Annotated in this window: 22 protein-coding genes and 1 pseudogene; 13 read left to right on the forward strand and 10 right to left on the reverse strand. The window is 63.4% G+C overall.

The genetic code is table 11. The features are described 5' to 3' along the window. Window positions 1-497 precede the first annotated feature (497 nt). Together ACF8MI_RS07660 and ACF8MI_RS07665 are read left to right on the forward strand one after the other, a co-directional pair. A pseudogene (locus tag ACF8MI_RS07660) lies at window positions 498-977 on the forward strand (methyl-accepting chemotaxis protein); the annotation flags it as partial. A 204-nt stretch (window positions 978-1,181) separates the two neighbouring features. Continuing rightward, complete coding sequence (locus ACF8MI_RS07665) at window positions 1,182-1,886, forward strand: methyl-accepting chemotaxis protein (RefSeq protein ID WP_373873697.1); 705 nt, start codon at window positions 1,182-1,184, stop codon at window positions 1,884-1,886. A gap of 276 nt (window positions 1,887-2,162) precedes the next feature. Here the strand turns inward: ACF8MI_RS07665 and ACF8MI_RS07670 are convergent, their stop codons facing one another. After that, window positions 2,163-3,353, reverse strand: a complete 1,191-nt coding sequence (locus ACF8MI_RS07670) for a benzoate/H(+) symporter BenE family transporter (RefSeq protein ID WP_060497504.1) — start codon at window positions 3,351-3,353, stop codon at window positions 2,163-2,165. Window positions 3,354-3,498: 145 nt separating this feature from the next. Between ACF8MI_RS07670 and ACF8MI_RS07675 the strand changes: the two genes are divergently transcribed. Further along, complete coding sequence (locus ACF8MI_RS07675; RefSeq protein ID WP_012271075.1) at window positions 3,499-4,101, forward strand: glutathione S-transferase family protein; 603 nt, start codon at window positions 3,499-3,501, stop codon at window positions 4,099-4,101. A 69-nt stretch (window positions 4,102-4,170) separates the two neighbouring features. Here the strand turns inward: ACF8MI_RS07675 and ACF8MI_RS07680 are convergent, their stop codons facing one another. The 5 genes from ACF8MI_RS07680 to ACF8MI_RS07700 all read right to left on the reverse strand — a co-directional run bounded on the left by ACF8MI_RS07680 (window position 4,171) and on the right by ACF8MI_RS07700 (window position 6,836). Further along, the gene (locus ACF8MI_RS07680) at window positions 4,171-4,542 is read right to left on the reverse strand and encodes a glutaredoxin domain-containing protein (protein ID WP_060497503.1); all 372 of its coding nucleotides are present in this window, start codon (window positions 4,540-4,542) and stop codon (window positions 4,171-4,173) included. A gap of 59 nt (window positions 4,543-4,601) precedes the next feature. Continuing rightward, a complete protein-coding gene (gene folE, locus ACF8MI_RS07685; protein WP_012271077.1) occupies window positions 4,602-5,147 on the reverse strand; it encodes a GTP cyclohydrolase I FolE in 546 nt (181 codons plus the stop codon). Between the two features lie 70 nt (window positions 5,148-5,217). Further along, complete coding sequence (locus tag ACF8MI_RS07690; RefSeq protein WP_016715062.1) at window positions 5,218-5,778, reverse strand: Smr/MutS family protein; 561 nt, start codon at window positions 5,776-5,778, stop codon at window positions 5,218-5,220. Between the two features lie 60 nt (window positions 5,779-5,838). Continuing rightward, entirely contained in the window at window positions 5,839-6,159 is a 321-nt protein-coding gene (locus ACF8MI_RS07695) for a hypothetical protein (RefSeq protein ID WP_016715063.1), read from the reverse strand. 86 nt (window positions 6,160-6,245) lie between these two features. After that, window positions 6,246-6,836, reverse strand: a complete 591-nt coding sequence (locus ACF8MI_RS07700) for a cysteine hydrolase family protein (RefSeq protein ID WP_016715064.1) — start codon at window positions 6,834-6,836, stop codon at window positions 6,246-6,248. A 180-nt stretch (window positions 6,837-7,016) separates the two neighbouring features. On the opposite strand from ACF8MI_RS07700, the gene prmB reads away from it, so the two are divergent. After that, window positions 7,017-7,925: a 50S ribosomal protein L3 N(5)-glutamine methyltransferase gene (gene prmB, locus ACF8MI_RS07705; protein WP_392517450.1), complete on the forward strand. Its 909-nt coding sequence runs from the start codon at window positions 7,017-7,019 to the stop codon at window positions 7,923-7,925. Window positions 7,926-8,221: 296 nt separating this feature from the next. Here prmB and ACF8MI_RS07710 read toward each other — a convergent pair whose 3' ends face one another. After that, a complete protein-coding gene (locus ACF8MI_RS07710; RefSeq protein WP_060497500.1) occupies window positions 8,222-9,004 on the reverse strand; it encodes a hypothetical protein in 783 nt (260 codons plus the stop codon). 65 nt (window positions 9,005-9,069) lie between these two features. Next, complete coding sequence (locus ACF8MI_RS07715) at window positions 9,070-10,032, reverse strand: alpha/beta hydrolase (protein WP_392517451.1); 963 nt, start codon at window positions 10,030-10,032, stop codon at window positions 9,070-9,072. Between the two features lie 176 nt (window positions 10,033-10,208). Here ACF8MI_RS07715 and aroC point away from each other — a divergent pair, with 176 nt between their 5' ends. The 3 genes from aroC to ACF8MI_RS07730 all read left to right on the forward strand — a co-directional run bounded on the left by aroC (window position 10,209) and on the right by ACF8MI_RS07730 (window position 13,122). Then, window positions 10,209-11,300 (forward strand): chorismate synthase, encoded by a 1,092-nt coding sequence (aroC, locus tag ACF8MI_RS07720; RefSeq protein ID WP_392517452.1) that lies wholly within the window; start codon window positions 10,209-10,211, stop codon window positions 11,298-11,300. Between the two features lie 131 nt (window positions 11,301-11,431). Continuing rightward, window positions 11,432-12,586 carry an MFS transporter gene (locus ACF8MI_RS07725; RefSeq protein ID WP_392517453.1) on the forward strand — a complete coding sequence of 385 codons (1,155 nt, stop codon included), beginning with the start codon at window positions 11,432-11,434 and terminating at the stop codon, window positions 12,584-12,586. Next, a complete protein-coding gene (locus tag ACF8MI_RS07730; protein ID WP_104834172.1) occupies window positions 12,586-13,122 on the forward strand; it encodes an oxidase in 537 nt (178 codons plus the stop codon). Before ACF8MI_RS07725 ends, ACF8MI_RS07730 begins: the two co-directional genes overlap by 1 nt. 61 nt (window positions 13,123-13,183) lie before the next feature. On the opposite strand, the gene ACF8MI_RS07735 is transcribed toward ACF8MI_RS07730, so the two are convergent. Continuing rightward, window positions 13,184-13,456 (reverse strand): DUF3509 domain-containing protein, encoded by a 273-nt coding sequence (locus tag ACF8MI_RS07735; RefSeq protein ID WP_016715071.1) that lies wholly within the window; start codon window positions 13,454-13,456, stop codon window positions 13,184-13,186. Between the two features lie 265 nt (window positions 13,457-13,721). Between ACF8MI_RS07735 and ACF8MI_RS07740 the strand changes: the two genes are divergently transcribed. Continuing rightward, a complete protein-coding gene (locus tag ACF8MI_RS07740) occupies window positions 13,722-14,246 on the forward strand; it encodes an ankyrin repeat domain-containing protein (RefSeq protein ID WP_104834173.1) in 525 nt (174 codons plus the stop codon). 60 nt (window positions 14,247-14,306) lie between these two features. Next, the gene (locus ACF8MI_RS07745; protein WP_016715073.1) at window positions 14,307-14,837 is read left to right on the forward strand and encodes a hypothetical protein; all 531 of its coding nucleotides are present in this window, start codon (window positions 14,307-14,309) and stop codon (window positions 14,835-14,837) included. Window positions 14,838-14,876: 39 nt separating this feature from the next. Here the strand turns inward: ACF8MI_RS07745 and ACF8MI_RS07750 are convergent, their stop codons facing one another. After that, window positions 14,877-15,815, reverse strand: coding sequence for a ZIP family metal transporter (locus tag ACF8MI_RS07750; RefSeq protein ID WP_392517454.1), 939 nt, complete (start codon window positions 15,813-15,815; stop codon window positions 14,877-14,879). Between the two features lie 126 nt (window positions 15,816-15,941). Here ACF8MI_RS07750 and ACF8MI_RS07755 point away from each other — a divergent pair, with 126 nt between their 5' ends. The 4 genes from ACF8MI_RS07755 (at window position 15,942) to ACF8MI_RS07770 (ending at window position 19,201) form a co-directional block, all read left to right on the forward strand. Beyond that, window positions 15,942-16,133, forward strand: coding sequence for a PLDc N-terminal domain-containing protein (locus ACF8MI_RS07755; protein ID WP_012271091.1), 192 nt, complete (start codon window positions 15,942-15,944; stop codon window positions 16,131-16,133). A 141-nt stretch (window positions 16,134-16,274) separates the two neighbouring features. Beyond that, window positions 16,275-18,332, forward strand: coding sequence for an LTA synthase family protein (locus ACF8MI_RS07760; protein ID WP_392517455.1), 2,058 nt, complete (start codon window positions 16,275-16,277; stop codon window positions 18,330-18,332). Between the two features lie 120 nt (window positions 18,333-18,452). Beyond that, window positions 18,453-18,689 (forward strand): hypothetical protein, encoded by a 237-nt coding sequence (locus tag ACF8MI_RS07765; protein WP_016715076.1) that lies wholly within the window; start codon window positions 18,453-18,455, stop codon window positions 18,687-18,689. Between the two features lie 179 nt (window positions 18,690-18,868). Next, window positions 18,869-19,201 (forward strand): ribonuclease E inhibitor RraB, encoded by a 333-nt coding sequence (locus ACF8MI_RS07770; RefSeq protein ID WP_016715077.1) that lies wholly within the window; start codon window positions 18,869-18,871, stop codon window positions 19,199-19,201. Window positions 19,202-19,254: the final 53 nt, after the last annotated feature.

The raw sequence follows: 19,254 nt of genomic DNA on the forward strand, positions 1-19,254 counted from the left end.
GCTTGGGCTTTGCCCTGGTGCTGGTGCTTACCCTGGCAGTGGCGGCCATCGGCATTGCTGCCTTGCACAGCGTTGCCCAGCGTTTTGACAGTTTGCGCCAGTTGGCCCAGTTCAATACCGACCTGCTGCGCTTACGCCAGCACGAGCAGGCGTTTGCCTTGCGCTCCGACATCCAGCAGGCCGAGGCCTTGCGCAACGGCCTGCAGGGCCTTGCCGAGCGCGCCCGTGGTCTGCCTTCGCTGGCGGCGGCGCAAAGCGACCTGACCGCCTACGGCCAGGCATTCGAGGCCTTTGTGGAGGCTGTGCAGGCCAAGGAGCTGGCGCTGGACATGGCCAGCTGGTCGGTGTCCAGCGTGGCCAATAACCTCGATGTGCTGCAGGCCGGCCTGGCCGATGACGGTGTGTACACCCTCAAACAGTCCCAGGGCCAGCAGGGCGGCGAGTTTCTGGAGCAGGCTGCGCAGGTGGCGCAGGTGTCACGGCTGATGTTGCAGGCCATGGACGAAGCGCGGGTACGCCTGGAAAAAAGCCGCAAGGGTGAAGAGGGCGTAAGCCAGGAACGTATTGCCCAGACGGTGGAGGCCGCCAGCCTGGTGGGCCAGTTGCAGGGCGCGGTCAGTGATGCCGGTTATCAGAGTGTACTGGGTGAGGTGGCCGGGCACATTGGCAGCTTCTCGGAAAAGCTCAACGAATACACCGACCAGCTGGCCCGCGAGCAGGGGCTCAAAGCCCAGCTGCAGGCCAGTGCCGAGCAAGTCACCGGGAAGGTCGACCAAGCCTACCTCGGGCAGGAGCAGGCCCTGCAGGGCGAGCTGCAGCGTAATGCCGTGGCCATTGCCCTGGCCACCGGCTTGGCGCTGCTGGTGGGTGTGTTGGCCGCCTGGCTGATCACCCGCGCGGTGGTCGGCCCGCTCAAGCATGTGATCGCCCGTGCCCAGCGCATTGCCGCTGGCGAACTGGGCTTTGACGCCCAGGCGCCGCGCCGTGATGAAGTGGGGCAGCTGATGCAGGCCATGCAACAGATGGCAGCGGGGCTTTCGGGCATTGTCAGTGGCTTGCAGCAGGGCATCGAGCAACTGGCGGGCAACGCCCAGGCATTGTCGGCGGTAACCGAGCAGACCAACCGTGAGGTGGGCAGCCAGAAGGAGGAAACCGAGCAGGTGGCCACCGCCATGCAGCAGATGACTGCCACCGTGCACGATGTGGCGCGCAATGCCGAGGAAGCCGCGCAGGCGGCCCAAGCGGCGGACGACAAGGTCGAGTCGGGGCAGCAGGTGGTACGCCAGAGCATGCAGCGCATCGAGCAATTGGCGGCGGCAGCGGAAACAGCCAGCGCCGGCATCGACAGCCTGAGTGCCGAAATCCATACCATTGGCGACGTGCTCGAAGTGATCAAAAGCGTGGCCGAGCAGACCAACCTGCTGGCGCTGAACGCCGCCATCGAGGCGGCCCGCGCTGGCGAGCAGGGGCGTGGTTTTGCCGTGGTGGCCGACGAGGTGCGCGCGTTGGCGCGGCGTACCCGGCAGTCTACCGAGCAGATCGAGGTGCTGGTTGCCAGCCTGCGTGGCAACGCCCAGCAGTCGGTGGCGCAGATCCGTGGCAGCACCGAACTGGTTCGCCTGGCAGTGGCTGATGCGCTGCAGACCGAAAGCGCGCTGGGCAGCATTGCTGCGGCGGTTTCATTGATTCAGCAGATGAACCAGCAGATCGCCGCAGCGGCCGAGCAGCAGAGCTCGGTGGCGGAAGAGATCAGCCGCAGTGTCACGCAGATTCGCGGCAGTGCGGACCAGGCGGCGTTGGCAATGCAGGACAATGCCCGGTCGAGTGTGCAACTGGCGCAGTTGGGCACCGACCTGAAGGGGATGGTGGGGCATTTCAGGTTGTAGTGTTGGCCTTGGGATTTCTGTTGGTTTTGAAATCGAGCGCCGCCCGTGCGGCGCATCGCGAGCTGCGCTCGCTCCTACGTTTGTTTCGGGCCAATTATTCCTGTGGGATTTGCGCGCGGACGCCTTGGCGCATGGCGCGATATCGCGTCGTACAAATAGGGCGGTCGCGCGCGCCTGCCACAGGCATTACTGGCCCGAAACAAACGTAGGAGCGAGCGCAGCTCGCGATGCGCCGCGCGGGCGGCGCTCGATCTCAACCCCAACGCCAATCTACCGTCATACCCTACGCGGGTTGAGGATCAACAAGGCCAGTACCCCCGCCACAATCCCCCAGAACGCCGAGCCAATCGAGAACAACGTAAGCCCCGAAGCCGTCACCATGAAGGTAATCACTGCCGCTTCACGCTCACGCGCCTCGCTCATGGCCACGGTCAGCCCGTTCATGATCGAGCCGAACAGCGCCAGCGCCGCTATCGACAGCACCAGCTCTTTCGGCAACGCCGCAAACAGCGCCGCCAAGGTCGCCCCGAACACGCCGGCAATGCCGTAGAAAATCCCGCACCACACCGCGGCGGTGTAGCGTTTGCTCGGGTCTTCATGGGCGTGCGGCCCGGTGCAGATCGCCGCGCTGATCGCCGCCAGGTTTACCCCGTGCGAACCGAAAGGTGCCAGCAGCAGCGAGGCAAAGCCGGTGGCCGAAATCAGCGGCGAGGCCGGCACCTGGTAGCCGTCGGCACGCAGCACAGCCACGCCGGGCATGTTCTGCGAGGTCATGGCCACCACGAACAACGGTATGCCGATGCTGATGGTGGCCGCCAGCGAGAAGCTCGGCGTGGTCCATACCGGTTTGGCCACTTCCAGGTGGAAGCCGCTGAAGTCCAGCAGGCCCAAGGCCCCGGATAACGCAGTGCCCACCAGCAGCGCGGCCAGCACGCAGTAGCGCGGCGACAGGCGCTTGACCAGCAGGTAGCTGAAGAACATGCCCAGCACCAGCAACGTGCGGTGCTGTGCGGCAACGAAGATTTCGCTGCCGATCTTGAACAGAATGCCCGCCAGCAGCGCCGAGGCCAGCGAAGCCGGGATGCGTTTGACCAGGCGCTCGAAGCTGCCGGTCAGGCCGCAGATGAGCACCAGCACGGCGCAGGTGATGTAGGCGCCAATGGCTTCGCCATAGCTCACGCCGCCCAGGCTGGTGATCAGCAAGGCGGCACCGGGGGTGGACCAGGCGATGGTGATCGGTGTGCGGTAGCGCAGTGACAGGCCGATGCTGCACACCGCCATGCCGATTGAAAGCGCCCAGATCCAGGACGAAATCTGTGCAGTGGTAAGCCCGGCTGCCTGGCCGGCCTGGAACATCAGCACCAGCGAACTGGTATAGCCGGTGAGCATGGCGATAAAGCCGGCGACGACCGCCGACGGGGAGCTGTCTGCCAGGGGCCGCAGGCGTGCGGAGGTGGCATCGGTCATGAACAAAGTCCTTGTAAAGGTGTAAGCAGTTTTTTCAGACTACAGCGCGCAAGGTTGATCCTTGCCATACAGCGGCCATTGCTTTTAGCCGTACAGTCGCCAACTATTGGGCACAAATGCAAAACTGCTTGGAAGGGGAGGGGCAATGTACAAGGTCTATGGCGACTACCAGTCGGGCAACTGCTACAAGGTCAAGCTGATGTTGAGCCTGCTGGGCCGGCCGTATGAATGGCACCCGGTGGATATCCTCAAGGGCGAGACCGAAACGCCCGAGTTTCTGGCGATGAACCCTAACGGCAAGGTGCCGGTGCTGGAGCTGGAAGATGGCAGTTACCTGTGGGAGTCCAATGCCATTCTCAACTTCCTGGCCGATGGCAGCGAGTTCCTGCCCAGCGAACCGCGTTTGCGTACCCAGGTGCTGCAGTGGCAGTTCTTCGAGCAGTACAGCCATGAGCCGTACATTGCCGTGGCCCGGTTTATCCAGTTCTACCTGGGGCTGCCGGACGAGCGCCTGGAGGAGTACCGCAAGCTGCACAAGGGGGGTTACAAGGCACTGAAGGTGATGGAGCGGCAGTTGCAGATGACGCCGTACCTGGTAGGTGAGCAGTATTCGATTGCCGATGTGGCGCTGTATGCCTATACCCATGTGGCGCAGCAGGGCGGGTTCGATCTGGCCGATTATCCGGCGGTAAGGGCCTGGCTGGAGCGGGTCAGCAGCCACCCGCGGCATGTGCCGATGGTGGGTTGATCTTTAGCCTGTACTGGCCTCTTCGCGGGTTTACCCGCGAAGAGGCCGGTACAGGAAAACTACAAATTATCAGGCCGAAGCAAACCGCTCATCCAGGTAGGCAATGATGGCTTTGGACTCATACATCCAGGTCACTTTGCCACCTTCCTCGATCCGCAGGCACGGCACTTTCACCCGGCCGCCACCCTCTTGCAGGGCCTGACGATGCACCGGGTCGTTCTTGGCATCGCGCAGTGCCACCGGCACGTTCAGCCGGTGCAGGGTGCGGCGGGTCTTGACGCAGAACGGGCAGGCGTGGAACTGGTACAGCGCCAGGCCCTTGGCCGCTTGCTCGACGCGGGCCTGGGCGGCGGCTTCGCGTTTGCGCTTGGCCGGGCGGCTGATCCAGTCGCCGAACACGATGAGCTGGCCGAGGCCAACCCGCAGGGCTTTGACGATCATGGGCAACTCCTGAAATGAAAAAGCCGACCCGGCGGGGTCGGCTTGGGGTCAGCAGCCAATCACTTGATCAGGCTGAGGAACTCGCTGCGGGTGGCGGCGTTCTCGCGGAACTCACCCAGCATCACCGAAGTGATCATGGTCGAGTTCTGCTTCTCTACACCGCGCATCATCATGCACATGTGCTTGGCTTCGACCACCACGGCCACGCCGGCGGCACCGGTTACCTGCTGCACGGCCTCGGCGATCTGGCGGCTGAGGTTTTCCTGGATCTGCAGGCGGCGGGCGTACATGTCGACGATACGCGCAACCTTGGACAGGCCCAGTACCTTGCCCTTGGGCAGGTAGGCAACGTGTGCCTTGCCGATGAACGGCAGCATGTGGTGTTCGCACATCGAATACAGCTCGATGTCCCGGACCAGCACCATTTCGCTGTTGTCAGAGCTGAACAAAGCGTTGTTGGTGACTTCTTCCAGTGTTTGCTCATAACCGCGGCAAAGGTACTTCATCGCCTTTGCAGCCCGCTTGGGCGTGTCGAGCAGGCCCTCACGGGAGACGTCCTCGCCAATCTGGCTGAGGATCTCGGTGTAGTTCTGTTCCAGGGACATGGATCTACCTGTGGGAAAAAATCGCAAAAACGAAGGGTACGGCGGTGCGGGCGGCGCTGCAAGCGCGGCGTTACTCGTCGCGGCCTTCGAGCATGGTTCGCTTGAGCATCACATACACCGCGCCGGTGCCGCCGTGGCGGGCACTGCACGAGGCAAAACCGAGCACCTGCGGGTGCTGGCGCAGCCAAGTGTTGACGTGGCTCTTGATCATCGGGCGCTTGCCGTCCAGGCGCGCGGCCTTGCCGTGGGTCACCCGCACGCAGCGCACTTCCAGCTTGGTGGCTTCGGCGATGAAGTCCCACAGGGTTTCGCGGGCCTTTTCCACGGTCATGCCGTGCAGGTCGAGGCTGCCTTCGAACGGAATTTGCCCCAGTTTCAGCTTGCGCAACTGGCCTTCCTGCACGCCGTCGCGGCGCCACATCAGTTCGTCTTCGGCGCCAACGTCGATAACGAACTGATCGGACATGCCGTCGATGACCAGGGCCTTGTCACTGCGCACTGTCGCTGCCTGGCGCAGGCCGGCCAGCTGCTGGCGGTCGGCCTTGGGCTTGCCGACTTCGGCACGGTCGTGGCGGATTTGCTTTACGCCGCGCACTTCGGCCTTGAACAGGGAAAAATCGTCGTCTTGCATGATGCCTCCACGTGGGTGGCGTAGTTTACGCGACTGTGGGGCGTAGGTGATACCAAGCCATCAATCATGCTTCTTCATCAGGTGCGGCGACAGGTTCAACTCCCGCCCACGACGCAAGCGAATACGGCTGCGCCGCCAAAACCGCACACCCAGCCAAAGCAGTAACAAGCCAGCCCCGGTGAGGATGCTGGACAGCGGCTTGTTGGCATTGAGTTCTTGCAGGGCAGGGTAGTTACCCAGCAGGCCGGCAACACCGGCCATGGCCAGCAGCACGCCCAAGGTCGCCAGCAGGGCCGACAGGCCGGCCGCCAGGCGGGCGCCCCAGTTACGCGGTTGGCGCGGGCGCAGGCGCTTGGCGTCGAAACTGCCTTTAAGCTTCATTCCGCTCTCCTCTGTGGATATCCGGAATTCGACCTGCTGCCGCCCATCGGGTTCCGCCCGGCTGCCGGGCGGTCGTGCCCAGCCCCTTAGATCAGGCTGGCGGTGGGGGCCACGCAAGCGAAGTTGTCGGCCATCACGGCCATTTCGCACTGGTGGATCTGTGCGGCCGGGATTACCCCGTCCTTGAAGGCCAGGTCGCGGGTTGCCGAGGCGTCTTCCACCAAGGTGCACCGGTAACCATAGTCCTTGGCGCGGCGCACGGTGGTGCTGACGCTGGAGTGGCTCATGAAACCGCAGACGATCAGGTCCAGGTGGCCGAGCTCCTGCAGGGTTTCGTGCAGTTTGGTGTTTTTGAACGCGTTAGGCATGCGCTTTTCGATGACGATTTCGCCTTCCTGGGGCTCCAGCCCCGGAATGAACTGGCCGGCCGGGCCCTGTGGGTCGAAGCGGCCACCGACAGTGCCCAGGTGGCGTACATGGATGATCGGACGGCCGCTTTTGCGCGCGGCGTCGAGCAACCTGGCGATGTTGGCCACGGCCTCGTCCATGCCCGACAGCTGCAGGGGACCACTGAGGTACTCCTTTTGCGCATCGATGATGATCAGGCTGGCGTGGCTCAGCTTGGCCGGCGGGTAGTCGCGGCCAGTGAGGCGGAACATCGTGGTTGGAACGGACATCAAGGGCTCCTTGGATAGGGCTTTTGTATACCTATTGTCCCCTGCCTTGGCGCCAATGGGAATGGTTGACAACGCAAGCGGCATGGTTACTGGCCTGTGGCTAGCCTTTGGGTAAGGCAAAGGAACAAATGTGCGGGTGGGGCTGTTAGACTTTTGTCCGGTCTGAAATAGGAGTACCCCGTGATCACATCCCGTCTGCGCACGCTGCGCGACTACATCCGCTGGGCGGTCAGCCGCTTCCACGAGCACGACCTGTTCTTCGGCCACGGTGCCGACAACGCCTGGGACGAGGCCCGCCTGCTGGTGCTGGGGGCGGTGCACCTGCCATGGGAGGTGGCCGACAGCTACCTGGACTGCATGCTCGAGGACGACGAGCGGGTACGCCTGCAGCACCTGCTCAAACGCCGCATTGAAGAACGCGTGCCTGCCGCCTACCTGCTGGGCGAGGCCTGGTTCTGCGGCATGTCGTTCATCGTCGACGAACGGGTACTGGTACCGCGTTCACCCATTGGCGAACTGATCGAAAAACGCTTCGAGCCGTGGCTGGCCAGCGAGCCGGCGCGCATTCTCGACCTGTGCACCGGCTCGGGCTGCATCGGCATCGTAGCTGCCGAAGTGTTCCCCGAGGCAGAGGTCGTGCTGGCCGACCTGTCGTTCCAGGCGCTTGAGGTGGCCAACCAGAACATCGAACGCCACGGCCTCGACGGCCGTGTGTACACCGTGCAGGGTGACGGTTTTGGCGGCCTGCCGGGGCAGCGTTTCGACCTGATCCTGTCCAACCCGCCGTATGTCGACGCCGAAGACTTCGACGACATGCCGGCCGAGTACCACCATGAGCCCGAGCTGGGCCTGGCCTGCGGCAACGACGGCCTGGACCTGGTGCGGCGCATGCTGGCCGAAGCGGCAGACCATCTGACTGACAAGGGCTTGCTGATTGTCGAGGTGGGCAACAGCCAGGTGCATGTCGAGGCGCTGTACCCTGAGGTGGACTTTGCCTGGCTGGAATTCGAGCGGGGCGGGCATGGGGTGTTCATGCTGACCGCTGAGCAGTGCCGTCAGCACCAGGAGCTGTTCAAAGCCCGGGTCTAGGGGCCGCCTTGATATTTGCGTAGTCTGGGAGATCGAGCGCCGCCCGCGCGGCGCATCGCGAGCTGCGCTCGCTCCTACGTTTGTTTCGGGCCAATTATTCCTGTGGGATTTGCGCGCGTACGCCTTGGCGCATGACGCTATATCGCGCCGTACCAACAAGACGGTCGTGCGCGCCTGTAACAGGCGTTACTGGCCAGAAACAAACGTAGGAGCGAGCGCAGCTCGCGATACGCCGCGCGGGCGGCGCTCGATCTCCCAAACGCAGAAAATGTCACGGCGAGCACATCAGAGATGCCTCAGCGCGTGGCAATCCAGATCAACAACCCCGCCTGAAACACCGCAAACGCCACCAGGCAGGTAATGGTAAAGCGCAACCCGCCGTCTTCGCGCTGGTACTTGGCCACCCGCTCATCACGCTCGCGCAGTTGCCCTTCCTTTTCCTGCAACTGCTGGTCGGCCTGCTGCAGCAGGTTGGCGGCATCCAGAATCTCCACCCGCTGCAGGCGCTCGCTGCTCCAGGCGGCCTTGAGCTGGCCCACGGTGATGTCCACGGTACGGCCCTTCAAATGCTGGCTGTCCTCGTATTCCACCTCGATACCCACCCCGCGCAAGCAGTGGTCACGGCGTAGGCGCGAGTCTTCGTTCAGCGCATCCTTGCTTGGAAGCGCCATGCCCTCCACCCGATAGTGCGACCACTTGCGCTGCAGCCACTGCACGGCCTGGGCCAGCATGAAGCGGCCGATACCACGGTTCACCGGTTCCAGTTGCAGGCCCTGTTCATTGCCGATACGTACCAGGCGCTCGGCATGGTCGACGCGGATGTCCAGGCGGTTCTGCTCTTTGTGCACTTTCTGTCCGGGCAGCTGGATCTCCATGCGCAACAGGCTGTGTGCCTTGTCGTGGCGCTCGGCATAGCCGAACTGCACAAAGCGCAGCGGCCGCGCGCCGGTGCTGCGGTCGGTGGGCAGGGCTGCCAGGCGCAGCAACTGGAAATGTTCGGCACCAAGGTCGGCCCAGGGCAGGGCGGCGCTTGGCTGGGGCTCTTCGGCCGGCTCTACGGCGGCAGGGGCTATTGTCATCAGGGCAAGTCCTCGGCTATGCCTGCTGTATCGGCAGGCTTGCCAAGGACCTGAGCCCGATTACTTTACGCGGAAGGCAAATGCTGGATGAACGTCACAATTCGCTCACCCAGCTCGTGTGCCAGCGGTAGTTCTGGGTTGAGGTAGCTGTCGCGCTGCTGGCTCATGCTTTTGGGGCTGATGCGCAGCATGTGGTTCATGCCGTCGATCAGCACCAGTTGTGCATCCGGCTTGGCTGCCTTCAGCCGTTCGGCATCGGCCACATCCACCTGCACATCGTTGCGCCCTTGCACGATCAAGGCGGGCATGGGCAGGCGGGCAAAGGCGGCTGCCGGGTTTTGCTGAAACAGCGAAATCAGGTACGGCTGCACGCTGGGACGGAACACCTGGCGCAGCGGCGCGGGCACTTCCAGGCTGGTCTGCCCGGCTTGCAGGCGGTCGAGCAGGGCGTTGCCACCGGCCAGTTGCGCTGGCGGCAGGCGACGGGCCAGCTGTTCGCGCAGGACTTCGGCCAGCGGCCGCCCGCTGCCGGCCAGGGTGATCACCGCACTGGCACCTGCCTGCTCGGCGGCCAGGCTGGCGATCAGCGCGCCTTCGCTGTGGCCAACGAGGATCAGCTGGCCGAAGCGGGGGTCGGCTTTCAGCTTGTGGCTCCAGGCGACCACATCCGCGACATAGCGCTCCACGCTGAGGTCACGCTCGTCAGGCGTGGCCGGCTGGCTGGCGGCCACCCCGCGCTTGTCGTAGCGCACGCTGGCGATGTGCTCGTTGGCCAGCAGCAGGGCCAGGCGCTTGAGATTGTCGATCCGGCCTGACGCCGGGTTGTTGCCATCGCGGTCGGTGGGGCCGGAGCCGGCGATGATCAGCACCACCGGCGGCGGCGTGGCCTGTTGCGGCAACAGCAGGCTGCCGTGCAGCACGCCCTGGCCGGTGTCCAGGTCGATGGGGCGTTGCAGCACGGTGGGGGCGGCGGCCTGGGCCAGGCTGGTGCACAGCAGGAAGAGCAGGGCGACGAGGCGCGACATCATGCGGTACTACATGGGGAGATGGTGGTTTGACCCAATGTTTTCGGGAAGGTTCTCTGGCAGTGCACGGCAGGTTCGTCCGCTTCGCGGGCAAGCCCGCGAAGAGGCCAGCACAGGCGGGCAATCCATCTGTATACTGCCTGCTTTCGTTCACCTCAGGCAGAACTCGCGGAGCGTCCATGTCCGGCAATACCTACGGCAAGCTGTTCACTGTCACCACCGCTGGCGAAAGCCATGGCCCGGCGTTGGTCGCCATTGTCGATGGATGCCCACCGGGCCTGGAGATTTCCCTGGCCGACCTGCAGCACGACCTCGACCGGCGCAAGCCCGGCACCAGCCGGCACACCACGCAGCGTCAGGAAGCCGACAAGGTGGAAATCCTCTCTGGCGTGTTCGAAGGCCGTACCACGGGCTGCTCGATCGGCCTGCTGATTCGCAACACTGACCAGAAGTCCAAGGACTACTCGGCCATCAAGGACCTGTTCCGCCCGGCCCACGCCGACTACACCTACCATCACAAGTACGGCATCCGCGACTACCGCGGTGGTGGCCGCAGTTCGGCCCGCGAAACCGCCATGCGCGTGGCTGCCGGTGCCATTGCCAAGAAGTACCTGGCCACCCAGGGCATTACCGTGCGTGGCTACATGAGCCAGCTGGGCCCGATCGAAATCCCGTTCAAGACCTGGGAATCGGTGGAGCAGAACGCTTTCTTCAGCCCCGACCCGGACAAGGTACCGGAGCTCGAGGCTTACATGGACCAGCTGCGCCGGGACCAGGATTCGGTGGGAGCCAAAATCACCGTGGTGGCCGAAGGCGTGATGCCGGGTTTGGGCGAACCGATCTTCGACCGTCTGGACGCAGAGCTGGCCCACGCGCTGATGAGCATCAACGCGGTCAAGGGCGTGGAAATCGGCGCCGGCTTCGCCAGCGTGGCCCAGCGTGGTACCGAACACCGTGACGAGCTGACCCCGGAAGGCTTCCTCAGCAACAACGCCGGCGGCATCCTGGGTGGCATTTCGTCGGGCCAGCCGATCGTTGCTCACCTGGCATTGAAGCCGACTTCCAGCATCACCACCCCGGGCCGTTCGATCGACATCGACGGCAACCCGGTGGACGTCATCACCAAAGGTCGCCACGACCCGTGCGTGGGCATCCGCGCTACGCCGATCGCCGAGGCGATGATGGCCATCGCGCTGATGGACCACCTGCTGCGTCACCGTGCGCAGAATGCTGATGTGAAGGTGAATACCCCGGTGCTGGGCCAGCGCTGATTCGCCTGCACCGGCCCTATCGCCGGCAAGCCAGCTCCCACAGGTACCCCGCAATGCCCAGGCCTGTGGTAATCCTGTGGGAGCTGGCTTGCCGGCGATAGGGCCGGAACAGGTCTACACAAGGCCATCCCATGCCCCCGATCCCCTACTGGCGCCTGTCCAGCTTCTATCTCTTCTACTTCGCGCTGCTAGGCTCCACTGCCCCTTTCCTGGCGCTGTACTTCGACCACCTGGGCTTCTCCCCAGCACGCATCGGCGAGCTGGTGGCCATCCCCATGCTGATGCGCTGCGTTGCCCCCAACCTGTGGGGCTGGCTGGGCGACCGCACCGGCCAGCGCCTGCTGATCGTGCGCCTGGGGGCGTTGTGCACCCTGGCCACCTTCGCCCTGATCTTCTTCGGCAAAAGTTACGCGTGGCTGGCGCTGGTAATGGCCCTGCACGCGTTCTTCTGGCACGCGGTACTGCCCCAGTTCGAGGTCATTACCCTGGCCCACCTGCACGGGCAAACGTCGCGCTACAGCCAGGTGCGCCTGTGGGGCTCGATCGGCTTCATCCTGACCGTGGTCGGCCTGGGCCGCCTGTTCGAATGGTTGAGCCTGGACATCTACCCGGTGGCGCTGGTCACCATCATGGCCGGCATTGTCGCCGCCAGCCTGTGGGTACCCAATGCCCAGCCGGTGGAGCAAGGTGAGCGCAGCAGCGACGGGGGCTTTTTGCAGCAGTTACGCGCCTCCGGGGTGATCGCGTTCTACGCTTGCGTGGCGCTGATGCAGCTCAGCCATGGGCCTTACTACACCTTTCTGACCCTTCACCTGGAGCACCTGGGCTATAGCCGTGGAGCCATCGGCTTGCTGTGGGCGCTGGGGGTGGTGGCCGAAGTGCTGATGTTCATGGTCATGAGCCGCCTGTTTGCCCGCTTCAGCGTGCAGCGGGTGTTGTTGGCCAGTTTCCTGCTGGCGGCCGTACGCTGGCTGTTGCTGGGCAACCTGGCAGGTGAGCCGGCCGTGCTGATCTTTGCCCAGTTGCTGCACGCGGCCACCTTTGGCTGCTTCCATGCCGCCAGCATCGCCTTCGTGCAGGCCAGCTTTGGCGCCCGCCAACAAGGTCAGGGCCAGGCGCTGTATGCGGCACTGTCGGGTACCGGGGGCGCATTGGGGGCGTTGTATTCGGGCTACAGCTGGAAATTGCTGGGCCCCACCTTCACCTTTGGTATGGCCAGTGCCGCAGCCTTGGCCGCAGCCGTTATCATTGCCCTTTGTTCGCAACCGACCAGGACCCGCCCCTGATGAGCATTCTCAGCGTTTTCCACCCCTCCAGCCCGGAACTGCCGAACAAGGTGCTGACGCACCACGACGATATCGTCGCCACCCTGGCCGAGCAGGGCGTGCGTTTTGTGCATGCCGGGCATGGCTTGCGGGTGCGCCCTGGTACGGCCGAAGGTGAGGTGCTGGACGCATGCCGTGAGCATCTGGACCAGTTGATGACGGTGCATGGCTGCAAGGCATTCGTGCTGTTGAACCGCGACGGTGAAGACCCGGCGCAGGTCGATGTGCGCGATGAACATGTGCATGATGCCGAAGAGGTGTTTGCCGTAGTCAGCGGCCGTGCGCAGGTTGGCCTGCGTTTGGGCGACCGGGTGTATTCGGTGCTGTGCGAGAAGGGTGACCGGTTGGTGGTGCCGGCGGGGACGCGGCGTTGGGTGGAGCTGGGAGATACGCCGTTTTGCCTGGCGCTGCGGTTGTATGGCAGCGAGCACGGTGTGCAGGCGCGGTTTACCGGGGATGGGACGGCGCGGGCGTTTCTGGGAATTGATGAGTTGTAGTGGCCTTTCTGGCCTCTTCGCGCGCTTGCCCGCGAAGAGGCCAGGTGAAGCAACACCAAACTCAGCGATAGGTCGGCAGGGCAAACCGCTGCTGACTTTGCAGCATCGAAATCACCGGCAATTCGCTAGCCTGTTCAGCCAGGTCACGGCGAATGGCGCTGATCGCCCATGACAGCTGCTCGGCACTGTGCAGTTGCGCATAGGTGAGCACCCGGCGGGTAACCTTGCCGTCGGCTGCGCGCAGGGTCAGCAGCACGCCGCCATCGGGGCGGGCCTGGGTATTGACCTGGTAAGCAGAAAATACCGAGACGAACTTTTGCTGGATGAGGTCCATATCAACTCCTGGCTGTTGTGTGGCAGACATGAGTAGATAATTGCAGCGACCGTGCCAGATGTTGATTCCATAAAAAATCCAGTAAATACAAGGCTTTACGGAGACTCTACGAAGGCGCCACCGTGCAGGTTGCATGGTCATGCATTTTGCACAGTGCATTTTGCACGAGTCAGGCATTGCCTATCGGTCCCATAGAAACTGAACCTTTGACCCCACTGGCGTGCCTTACAAACACTTGGGCAATCATTTATGCCAGGAGGTTCCGATGACCCGCCAGACCGCCCCCGCCACCATGACCGACGACGAAACCGCCGCATTCGCCGAACAGGTATTTGAACGTGCCCGCCAGGGTGATGCCGAAATGCTCGAGCGCCTGCTTGCCAGCGGCCTGCCGGCCGACCTGCGCAACCATAAGGGCGATACCCTGCTGATGCTGGCCAGCTACCACGGCCACCACGAAGCAGTGCGCGTGCTGCTGGCCCACGGTGCCGACCCGTTGATTGCCAACGACAACGGCCAGCTGCCTATCGCCGGGGCCGCCTTCAAGGGGGACCTGGCGATGATCCGGTTGTTGCTTGAGCACGGCGTCCCTGTGGACGCCGCTGCGCAGGACGGGCGCACGGCGTTGATGCTGGCGGCCATGTTCAATCGCAGCGAGATACTCGACTACCTGCTGGCCCAAGGCGCCGACCCGACGCGCCAGGATGCCCGCGGCGCCACTGCGCTGATGGCGGCGCAAACCATGGGGGCTGAAGACGCCGCCGCCCGCCTGCAAGCGCTGGCCGGCTAACCATCTGGGGGCATTTGCGGCTATCCTTGGCGACTTTTCACCCGTCGCAGGCCCCCTTTCATGAAAACTCAGTTGCTCGAATTCATCAGCCTCATTGGCGCTGGCTGCATGCGCGAGGCCGACATCGAGCGCATCGCCGACGAGGCCGCCCAGGCCTATGCCGACCCGGCTGCTTTCCTGGCCGCCAACCCCGATATCAACTACGACGACACGTTCCCGATTCCGCTGGGTGAATGGGTGGTGCTGGGCAGCCTGCCGGACACCGTGGTGTTCCAGGCCGACAGCTACCAGGACCTGTTCCAGCAGATCAGCGACTCGTTCGACAACAGCGTGCCGTTCACCCTCAAGCCCAAGCAGCTGGCCCGTACCGAGCCACTGACCGCGCTCAACCGCATTCAGGTGCAGATGGGTGCATTGAACAAAGAGGCGGGGGGTTATGTGCTGCTGAACTTCAGCCAGTTGCTGGATGACGAGCTGCAGATGGTGATGGTGGGGCAGAATGACCTGGCGCGGGTGCTGGAGTTGGGGGCAGAGGTGGGCATCAAGGTGGAGCCGGCCCTGGAAGCCCTGAAGGTCGCCGTCCACATCTAAAGCCTGGCGCGCTCCTGCACAGCTCTGTGCAGGGTAGCCTCAGCCCAACGCGGTATCCAGAAACATCATCACCGCAAACCCACCCATCAACCCCAGGGTCGCCGCCGTCTGGTGCCCGTTGCGGTGGGTTTCCGGGATCACCTCGTGGCTGACCACAAAGATCATCGACCCTGCCGCCAGCCCCATGCTGATCGGGTAGGCCAGGGCGAAGCCTGTGGAAATCCCCAGCCCGATCACCGCCCCCAATGGCTCCATCAAACCCGAACCGATCGCCACCAGCGCAGCCTTGAGGCTCGCCAGCCCAGTGGCACGCAGTGCCAGGGCCACGGCCAGCCCTTCAGGGATGTCCTGAATGGCGATAGCGCTGGTCAGCGGCAGGCCGATGTTCATGTCGCCATTGGCGAAGCTCACGCCGATGGCCATGCCTTCAGGCAGGTTGTGCAGGGTGATCGCCAGCACGAACAGCCACACCCGGCTGATGCGCTCGGCTTCGGGGCCACAGGGGCCGGTGCTTTCATGCTCGTGCGGGGTGAAGCGGTCCAGGCCCAGCATCAACAGCACGCCCAACCCCATGCCCAGCACCACGGTAAAGGCCGCAGCCGGGCCGTTGCCGGTAATCTCGCGGGCCGCATCCAGGCCCGGCAGAATGAGCGAAAACGAGCTGGCGGCGAGCATCATGCCGGCGGCAAAGCCCAGCATCACGTCCTGGGTGCGGGCGCTGACATCGCGCAGCACCACCGCCAGCACAGCACCCAGGGCGGTAGCGCCAAAGCCGGACAACCCGCCCAGTACTGCAAGGTGCAGGTTATCGGCGTGGTCGCCGTTCACCGCGTTCCACACGCTGGCGCCCAGCAGCACGATCACCGCCAGCAGGCTAAGGCCGAGACCGGCGCTGAGCCAGGGGGTGTTCACGGCCTGCTGGCGCCAAGCGTTCAGCAGTGAGGGTGGGGCGGCGCTTTGCGTGTGGGTGGGGGGCATACGAACCTCGAATCAATGAATACCGGCAGTCTACTCAGAGACCTGCGCCCATCGCCAAGGATTCGCTTCTATTGGCGCGATAGCTGACTATGCTGTGCAGCAAAGCCTTTTAACAGGAGTTTTAGCATGGGGTCGACATTCAACAGCCTGGTGGGGCTGATCATCCTGGCGCTGGATATCTGGGCCATCCTCAATGTGATCAAGAGTGGCAGCGAGGTGGGCATCAAAGTGTTGTGGATCTTGCTGATTGCTTTGCTGCCGGTGGTGGGCCTGGTGATTTGGGCCATCGCGGGGCCGCGGGGAAATGTGCGCATCTGAAAGGCCGGCACAGACAAAACCCGCAACACCCCGGTGACAAAATTTTCACATTGGTTTAAACAGAATCCGCACCCGCATAATGCTGCGTTGGTCTAGCGCCAGCGCCCCTTCGCAAACCGCAATCCTAGGACCTTCCCATTCATGGCTAACACGGACGCCTTGAAGCAACAGGGCGCGCGAACGTCGTTTTCGCCGACCCTGAAATCCCACCTGGCCTACACGCTGCTCAGTGGCCTGGTGATCATGCTGATGCTCAGCCTGGTGCGCCTGGCGCTGCTGGTCTACAACAGCGACATGGTCGGCGATACGCCGTATTCCACGGTAGCCGAAGGCTTCCTCAACGGCTTGCGCTTCGACCTGCGGGTGGTGGTGTACCTCAGCATCCCGCTGCTGCTGGCGATCCTCAGCCCCTGGGCCATGGCCCGGCGTGGCGTGTTCCGCTTCTGGCTGACCCTCACCTCCAGCGTGGTGATGTTCCTCGGCCTGATGGAGATGGACTTCTACCGCGAGTTCCACCAGCGCCTCAACGGCCTGGTGTTCCAGTACATCAAGGAAGACCCGAAAACCGTCATGAGCATGCTCTGGTACGGCTTCCCGGTGGTGCGCTACCTGCTGGCCTGGGCCTTCGGTACCTGGCTGTTGAGCCTGCTGTTCAAGGGTATCGACCGTGCCACCCGGGGTGAGGGCGTGCAGCGCGTTGCACCGTGGTACAACCGCCTGGCGGTGTTCATGGTGATTTTGCTGGTGGCCGTGGTCGCTGCCCGTGGCACCCTGCGCCAAGGGCCACCGATGCGCTGGGGTGATGCTTTCACCACCGACTCCAACTTCGTCAACCAGCTGGGCCTGAACGGCACCCTGACCCTGATCGACGCCGCCAAGAGCCGCTTCGGCGAAGACCGCGCCAACATCTGGAAGCCGGTGCTGGAGCAGAATGTGGCCACGCAAAGCGTGCGCGAACAGCTGCTGACCGCCAACGACACCCTGGTCGATGCCGACGAGGCTGCCATCCGCCGCGACTTCGTGCCGCCGGCTGACCGCACCCTGCCGATCAAGAACGTGGTGGTGATCCTTATGGAGAGCTTCGCCGGCCATTCGGTGGGCGCGCTGGGCAGCCCCAACAACATCACCCCATACTTCGACAAGCTGGCCAAAGAAGGCCTGCTGTTCGACCGCTTCTTCTCCAACGGCACTCATACCCACCAGGGCATGTTTGCCACCATGGCCTGCTTCCCCAACCTGCCGGGCTTCGAGTACCTGATGCAAACCCCGGAAGGCGGCCACAAGCTGTCTGGCCTGCCGGCCCTGCTCAGCGCTCGCGACTACGACGATGTGTACGTCTACAACGGCGACTTTGCCTGGGACAACCAGTCAGGGTTCTTCGGCAACCAGGGCATGACCACCTTCATCGGCCGTAACGACTTCGTCAACCCGGTGTTCTCCGACCCGACCTGGGGCGTGTCTGACCAGGACATGTTCGACCGCGGTAACGAGGAACTGGCCAAGCATGACGGCAAAAAGCCGATCTACGCGCTGCTGCAGACGCTGTCCAACCACACGCCATACGCGCTGCCGAAAGACCTGCCAGTCGAGAAGGTCACCGGCCAGGGCCGCCTGGATGAGCACCTGACCGCCATGCGCTATTCGGACTGGGCGCTGGGCCAGTTCTTCGAGAAGGCGCGTAAAGAGCCTTACTTCAAGGAAACCCTGTTCGTCATCGTCGGCGACCATGGCTTTGGCAACCACCAGCAGGTCACCGAGCTGGACCTGGGCCGTTTCAACGTACCGCTGCTGCTGATTGCCCCGGGCATTCAGGAGAAGTTCGGTGCGGTGAATCACACCGTGGGTACCCAGGTCGATATCGTGCCGACCATCATGGGCCGCCTGGGTGGCCAGACCCGTCACCAGTGCTGGGGCCGCGACCTGCTCAACCTGCCTGAAGGCGACCAGGGTGTGGGCATGATCAAGCCGTCGGGCAGCGAGCAGATTGTTGGCCTGGTACAGGGCGACCGCATCCTGATCGAGTCCAAGGACATGAGCCCGCGTATGTACCGCTACCAGCTGGGCAGCGAGTTCAAGGCTGAGCTGATCGAAAGCCCGGACCAGCCGGAAATGCTCAAGAAGCTCGAAGCGTACATTCAGACCGCGACCAAGAGCCTGCTGGATAACTCCGCTGGCGTGGTGCACGGCACACCGAAGTAACGCTGCAACAAGGGCCGCATTGCGGCCCTTTTGCGGGCAGACTGAACAAATTCCCAGCCCCAGGGTCAGTTATTCAGGCATCACACCAACTGATGTTCTTGAATTGAGAGGGCTCGTTCAATGAAAGCGTGGGAAGTCATTTTTGCCGATCAGAAAGGCGAACCGTCCACCATGACACTGCGGGCCGAGCACTGTCCCAGCGAAGAGGACGCCGCGCGGGCCATCCGTTCGCACCTGTTCCCGGTCATGGACGAGCTGGACCTCAACGACTTCCAGGACCGCACCATTTCCCCTACCGCCCGCTGGCTGAAAGAGCATAGCGGCGTGACCATCACCAGCATTCACGAAGCACCCTGACCCACACGTTTGCGTGGCGCCTTTGCAGGCACTACGCTACTGGAAGGTGCCGCCTATTCTGCAGGTTGGCACCGCTTCAATTCGCGTCTTGCATCAGCTCGAACTGCCCGGCCAATGACTGCCGGCAGGTGCGTAGTGCACGGAAAGTCTATCCATAGCATTATTCAGGAGGACGATTCATGAGCAGCCAGAACGACGATATCAGCAGTAACGTCCTGCGCCAGATGAAAGCTGGCGGGTTCGACTTCACCCAGATCCACCCCATCGAGTTCTATGCCGTATTCCCCGACGAAGCAGGGGCCCGCCGCGCGGCCGGGCAGTTTCGTGGCGAATCGCTCAATGCCCAGGTGAAGGAGCTGGGCGACGGTGCCTGGCACCTGGAACTGAGCAAGGTCATGTATGCCACCTATGGCGGGATTGGCGACTTTGAAGAGGCCTTCGAACAGTTGGTGACACCTTATGGGGGGGAGGTGGAAGGGTGGGGCGTCAAGCATGAGCGGCCGATTGCCTGAGTGTATTGTGTTGCCTTTTTCGCGGGCTCGCCCGCGAAGAAGCACACGCGGGC

This window comes from Pseudomonas sp. yb_9, assembly GCF_043103635.1.
Classification (GTDB): Bacteria; Pseudomonadota; Gammaproteobacteria; order Pseudomonadales; family Pseudomonadaceae; genus Aquipseudomonas; species Aquipseudomonas monteilii.

Excerpts from the sequence above, each read along its gene's own strand:
- ACF8MI_RS07665 (WP_373873697.1), top strand. The coding sequence starts at position 1,182 with ATGACTGCCACCGTGCACGATGTGGCGCGCAATGCCGAGGAAGCCGCG.
- ACF8MI_RS07670 (WP_060497504.1), bottom strand. The coding sequence starts at position 3,353 with ATGACCGATGCCACCTCCGCACGCCTGCGGCCCCTGGCAGACAGCTCC.
- ACF8MI_RS07675 (WP_012271075.1), top strand. The coding sequence starts at position 3,499 with ATGTACAAGGTCTATGGCGACTACCAGTCGGGCAACTGCTACAAGGTC.
- ACF8MI_RS07680 (WP_060497503.1), bottom strand. The coding sequence starts at position 4,542 with ATGATCGTCAAAGCCCTGCGGGTTGGCCTCGGCCAGCTCATCGTGTTC.
- folE (WP_012271077.1), bottom strand. The coding sequence starts at position 5,147 with ATGTCCCTGGAACAGAACTACACCGAGATCCTCAGCCAGATTGGCGAG.
- ACF8MI_RS07690 (WP_016715062.1), bottom strand. The coding sequence starts at position 5,778 with ATGCAAGACGACGATTTTTCCCTGTTCAAGGCCGAAGTGCGCGGCGTA.
- ACF8MI_RS07695 (WP_016715063.1), bottom strand. The coding sequence starts at position 6,159 with ATGAAGCTTAAAGGCAGTTTCGACGCCAAGCGCCTGCGCCCGCGCCAA.
- ACF8MI_RS07700 (WP_016715064.1), bottom strand. The coding sequence starts at position 6,836 with ATGTCCGTTCCAACCACGATGTTCCGCCTCACTGGCCGCGACTACCCG.
- ACF8MI_RS07710 (WP_060497500.1), bottom strand. The coding sequence starts at position 9,004 with ATGACAATAGCCCCTGCCGCCGTAGAGCCGGCCGAAGAGCCCCAGCCA.
- ACF8MI_RS07715 (WP_392517451.1), bottom strand. The coding sequence starts at position 10,032 with ATGATGTCGCGCCTCGTCGCCCTGCTCTTCCTGCTGTGCACCAGCCTG.
- aroC (WP_392517452.1), top strand. The coding sequence starts at position 10,209 with ATGTCCGGCAATACCTACGGCAAGCTGTTCACTGTCACCACCGCTGGC.
- ACF8MI_RS07725 (WP_392517453.1), top strand. The coding sequence starts at position 11,432 with ATGCCCCCGATCCCCTACTGGCGCCTGTCCAGCTTCTATCTCTTCTAC.
- ACF8MI_RS07730 (WP_104834172.1), top strand. The coding sequence starts at position 12,586 with ATGAGCATTCTCAGCGTTTTCCACCCCTCCAGCCCGGAACTGCCGAAC.
- ACF8MI_RS07735 (WP_016715071.1), bottom strand. The coding sequence starts at position 13,456 with ATGGACCTCATCCAGCAAAAGTTCGTCTCGGTATTTTCTGCTTACCAG.
- ACF8MI_RS07740 (WP_104834173.1), top strand. The coding sequence starts at position 13,722 with ATGACCCGCCAGACCGCCCCCGCCACCATGACCGACGACGAAACCGCC.
- ACF8MI_RS07745 (WP_016715073.1), top strand. The coding sequence starts at position 14,307 with ATGAAAACTCAGTTGCTCGAATTCATCAGCCTCATTGGCGCTGGCTGC.
- ACF8MI_RS07750 (WP_392517454.1), bottom strand. The coding sequence starts at position 15,815 with ATGCCCCCCACCCACACGCAAAGCGCCGCCCCACCCTCACTGCTGAAC.
- ACF8MI_RS07755 (WP_012271091.1), top strand. The coding sequence starts at position 15,942 with ATGGGGTCGACATTCAACAGCCTGGTGGGGCTGATCATCCTGGCGCTG.
- ACF8MI_RS07760 (WP_392517455.1), top strand. The coding sequence starts at position 16,275 with ATGGCTAACACGGACGCCTTGAAGCAACAGGGCGCGCGAACGTCGTTT.
- ACF8MI_RS07765 (WP_016715076.1), top strand. The coding sequence starts at position 18,453 with ATGAAAGCGTGGGAAGTCATTTTTGCCGATCAGAAAGGCGAACCGTCC.
- ACF8MI_RS07770 (WP_016715077.1), top strand. The coding sequence starts at position 18,869 with ATGAGCAGCCAGAACGACGATATCAGCAGTAACGTCCTGCGCCAGATG.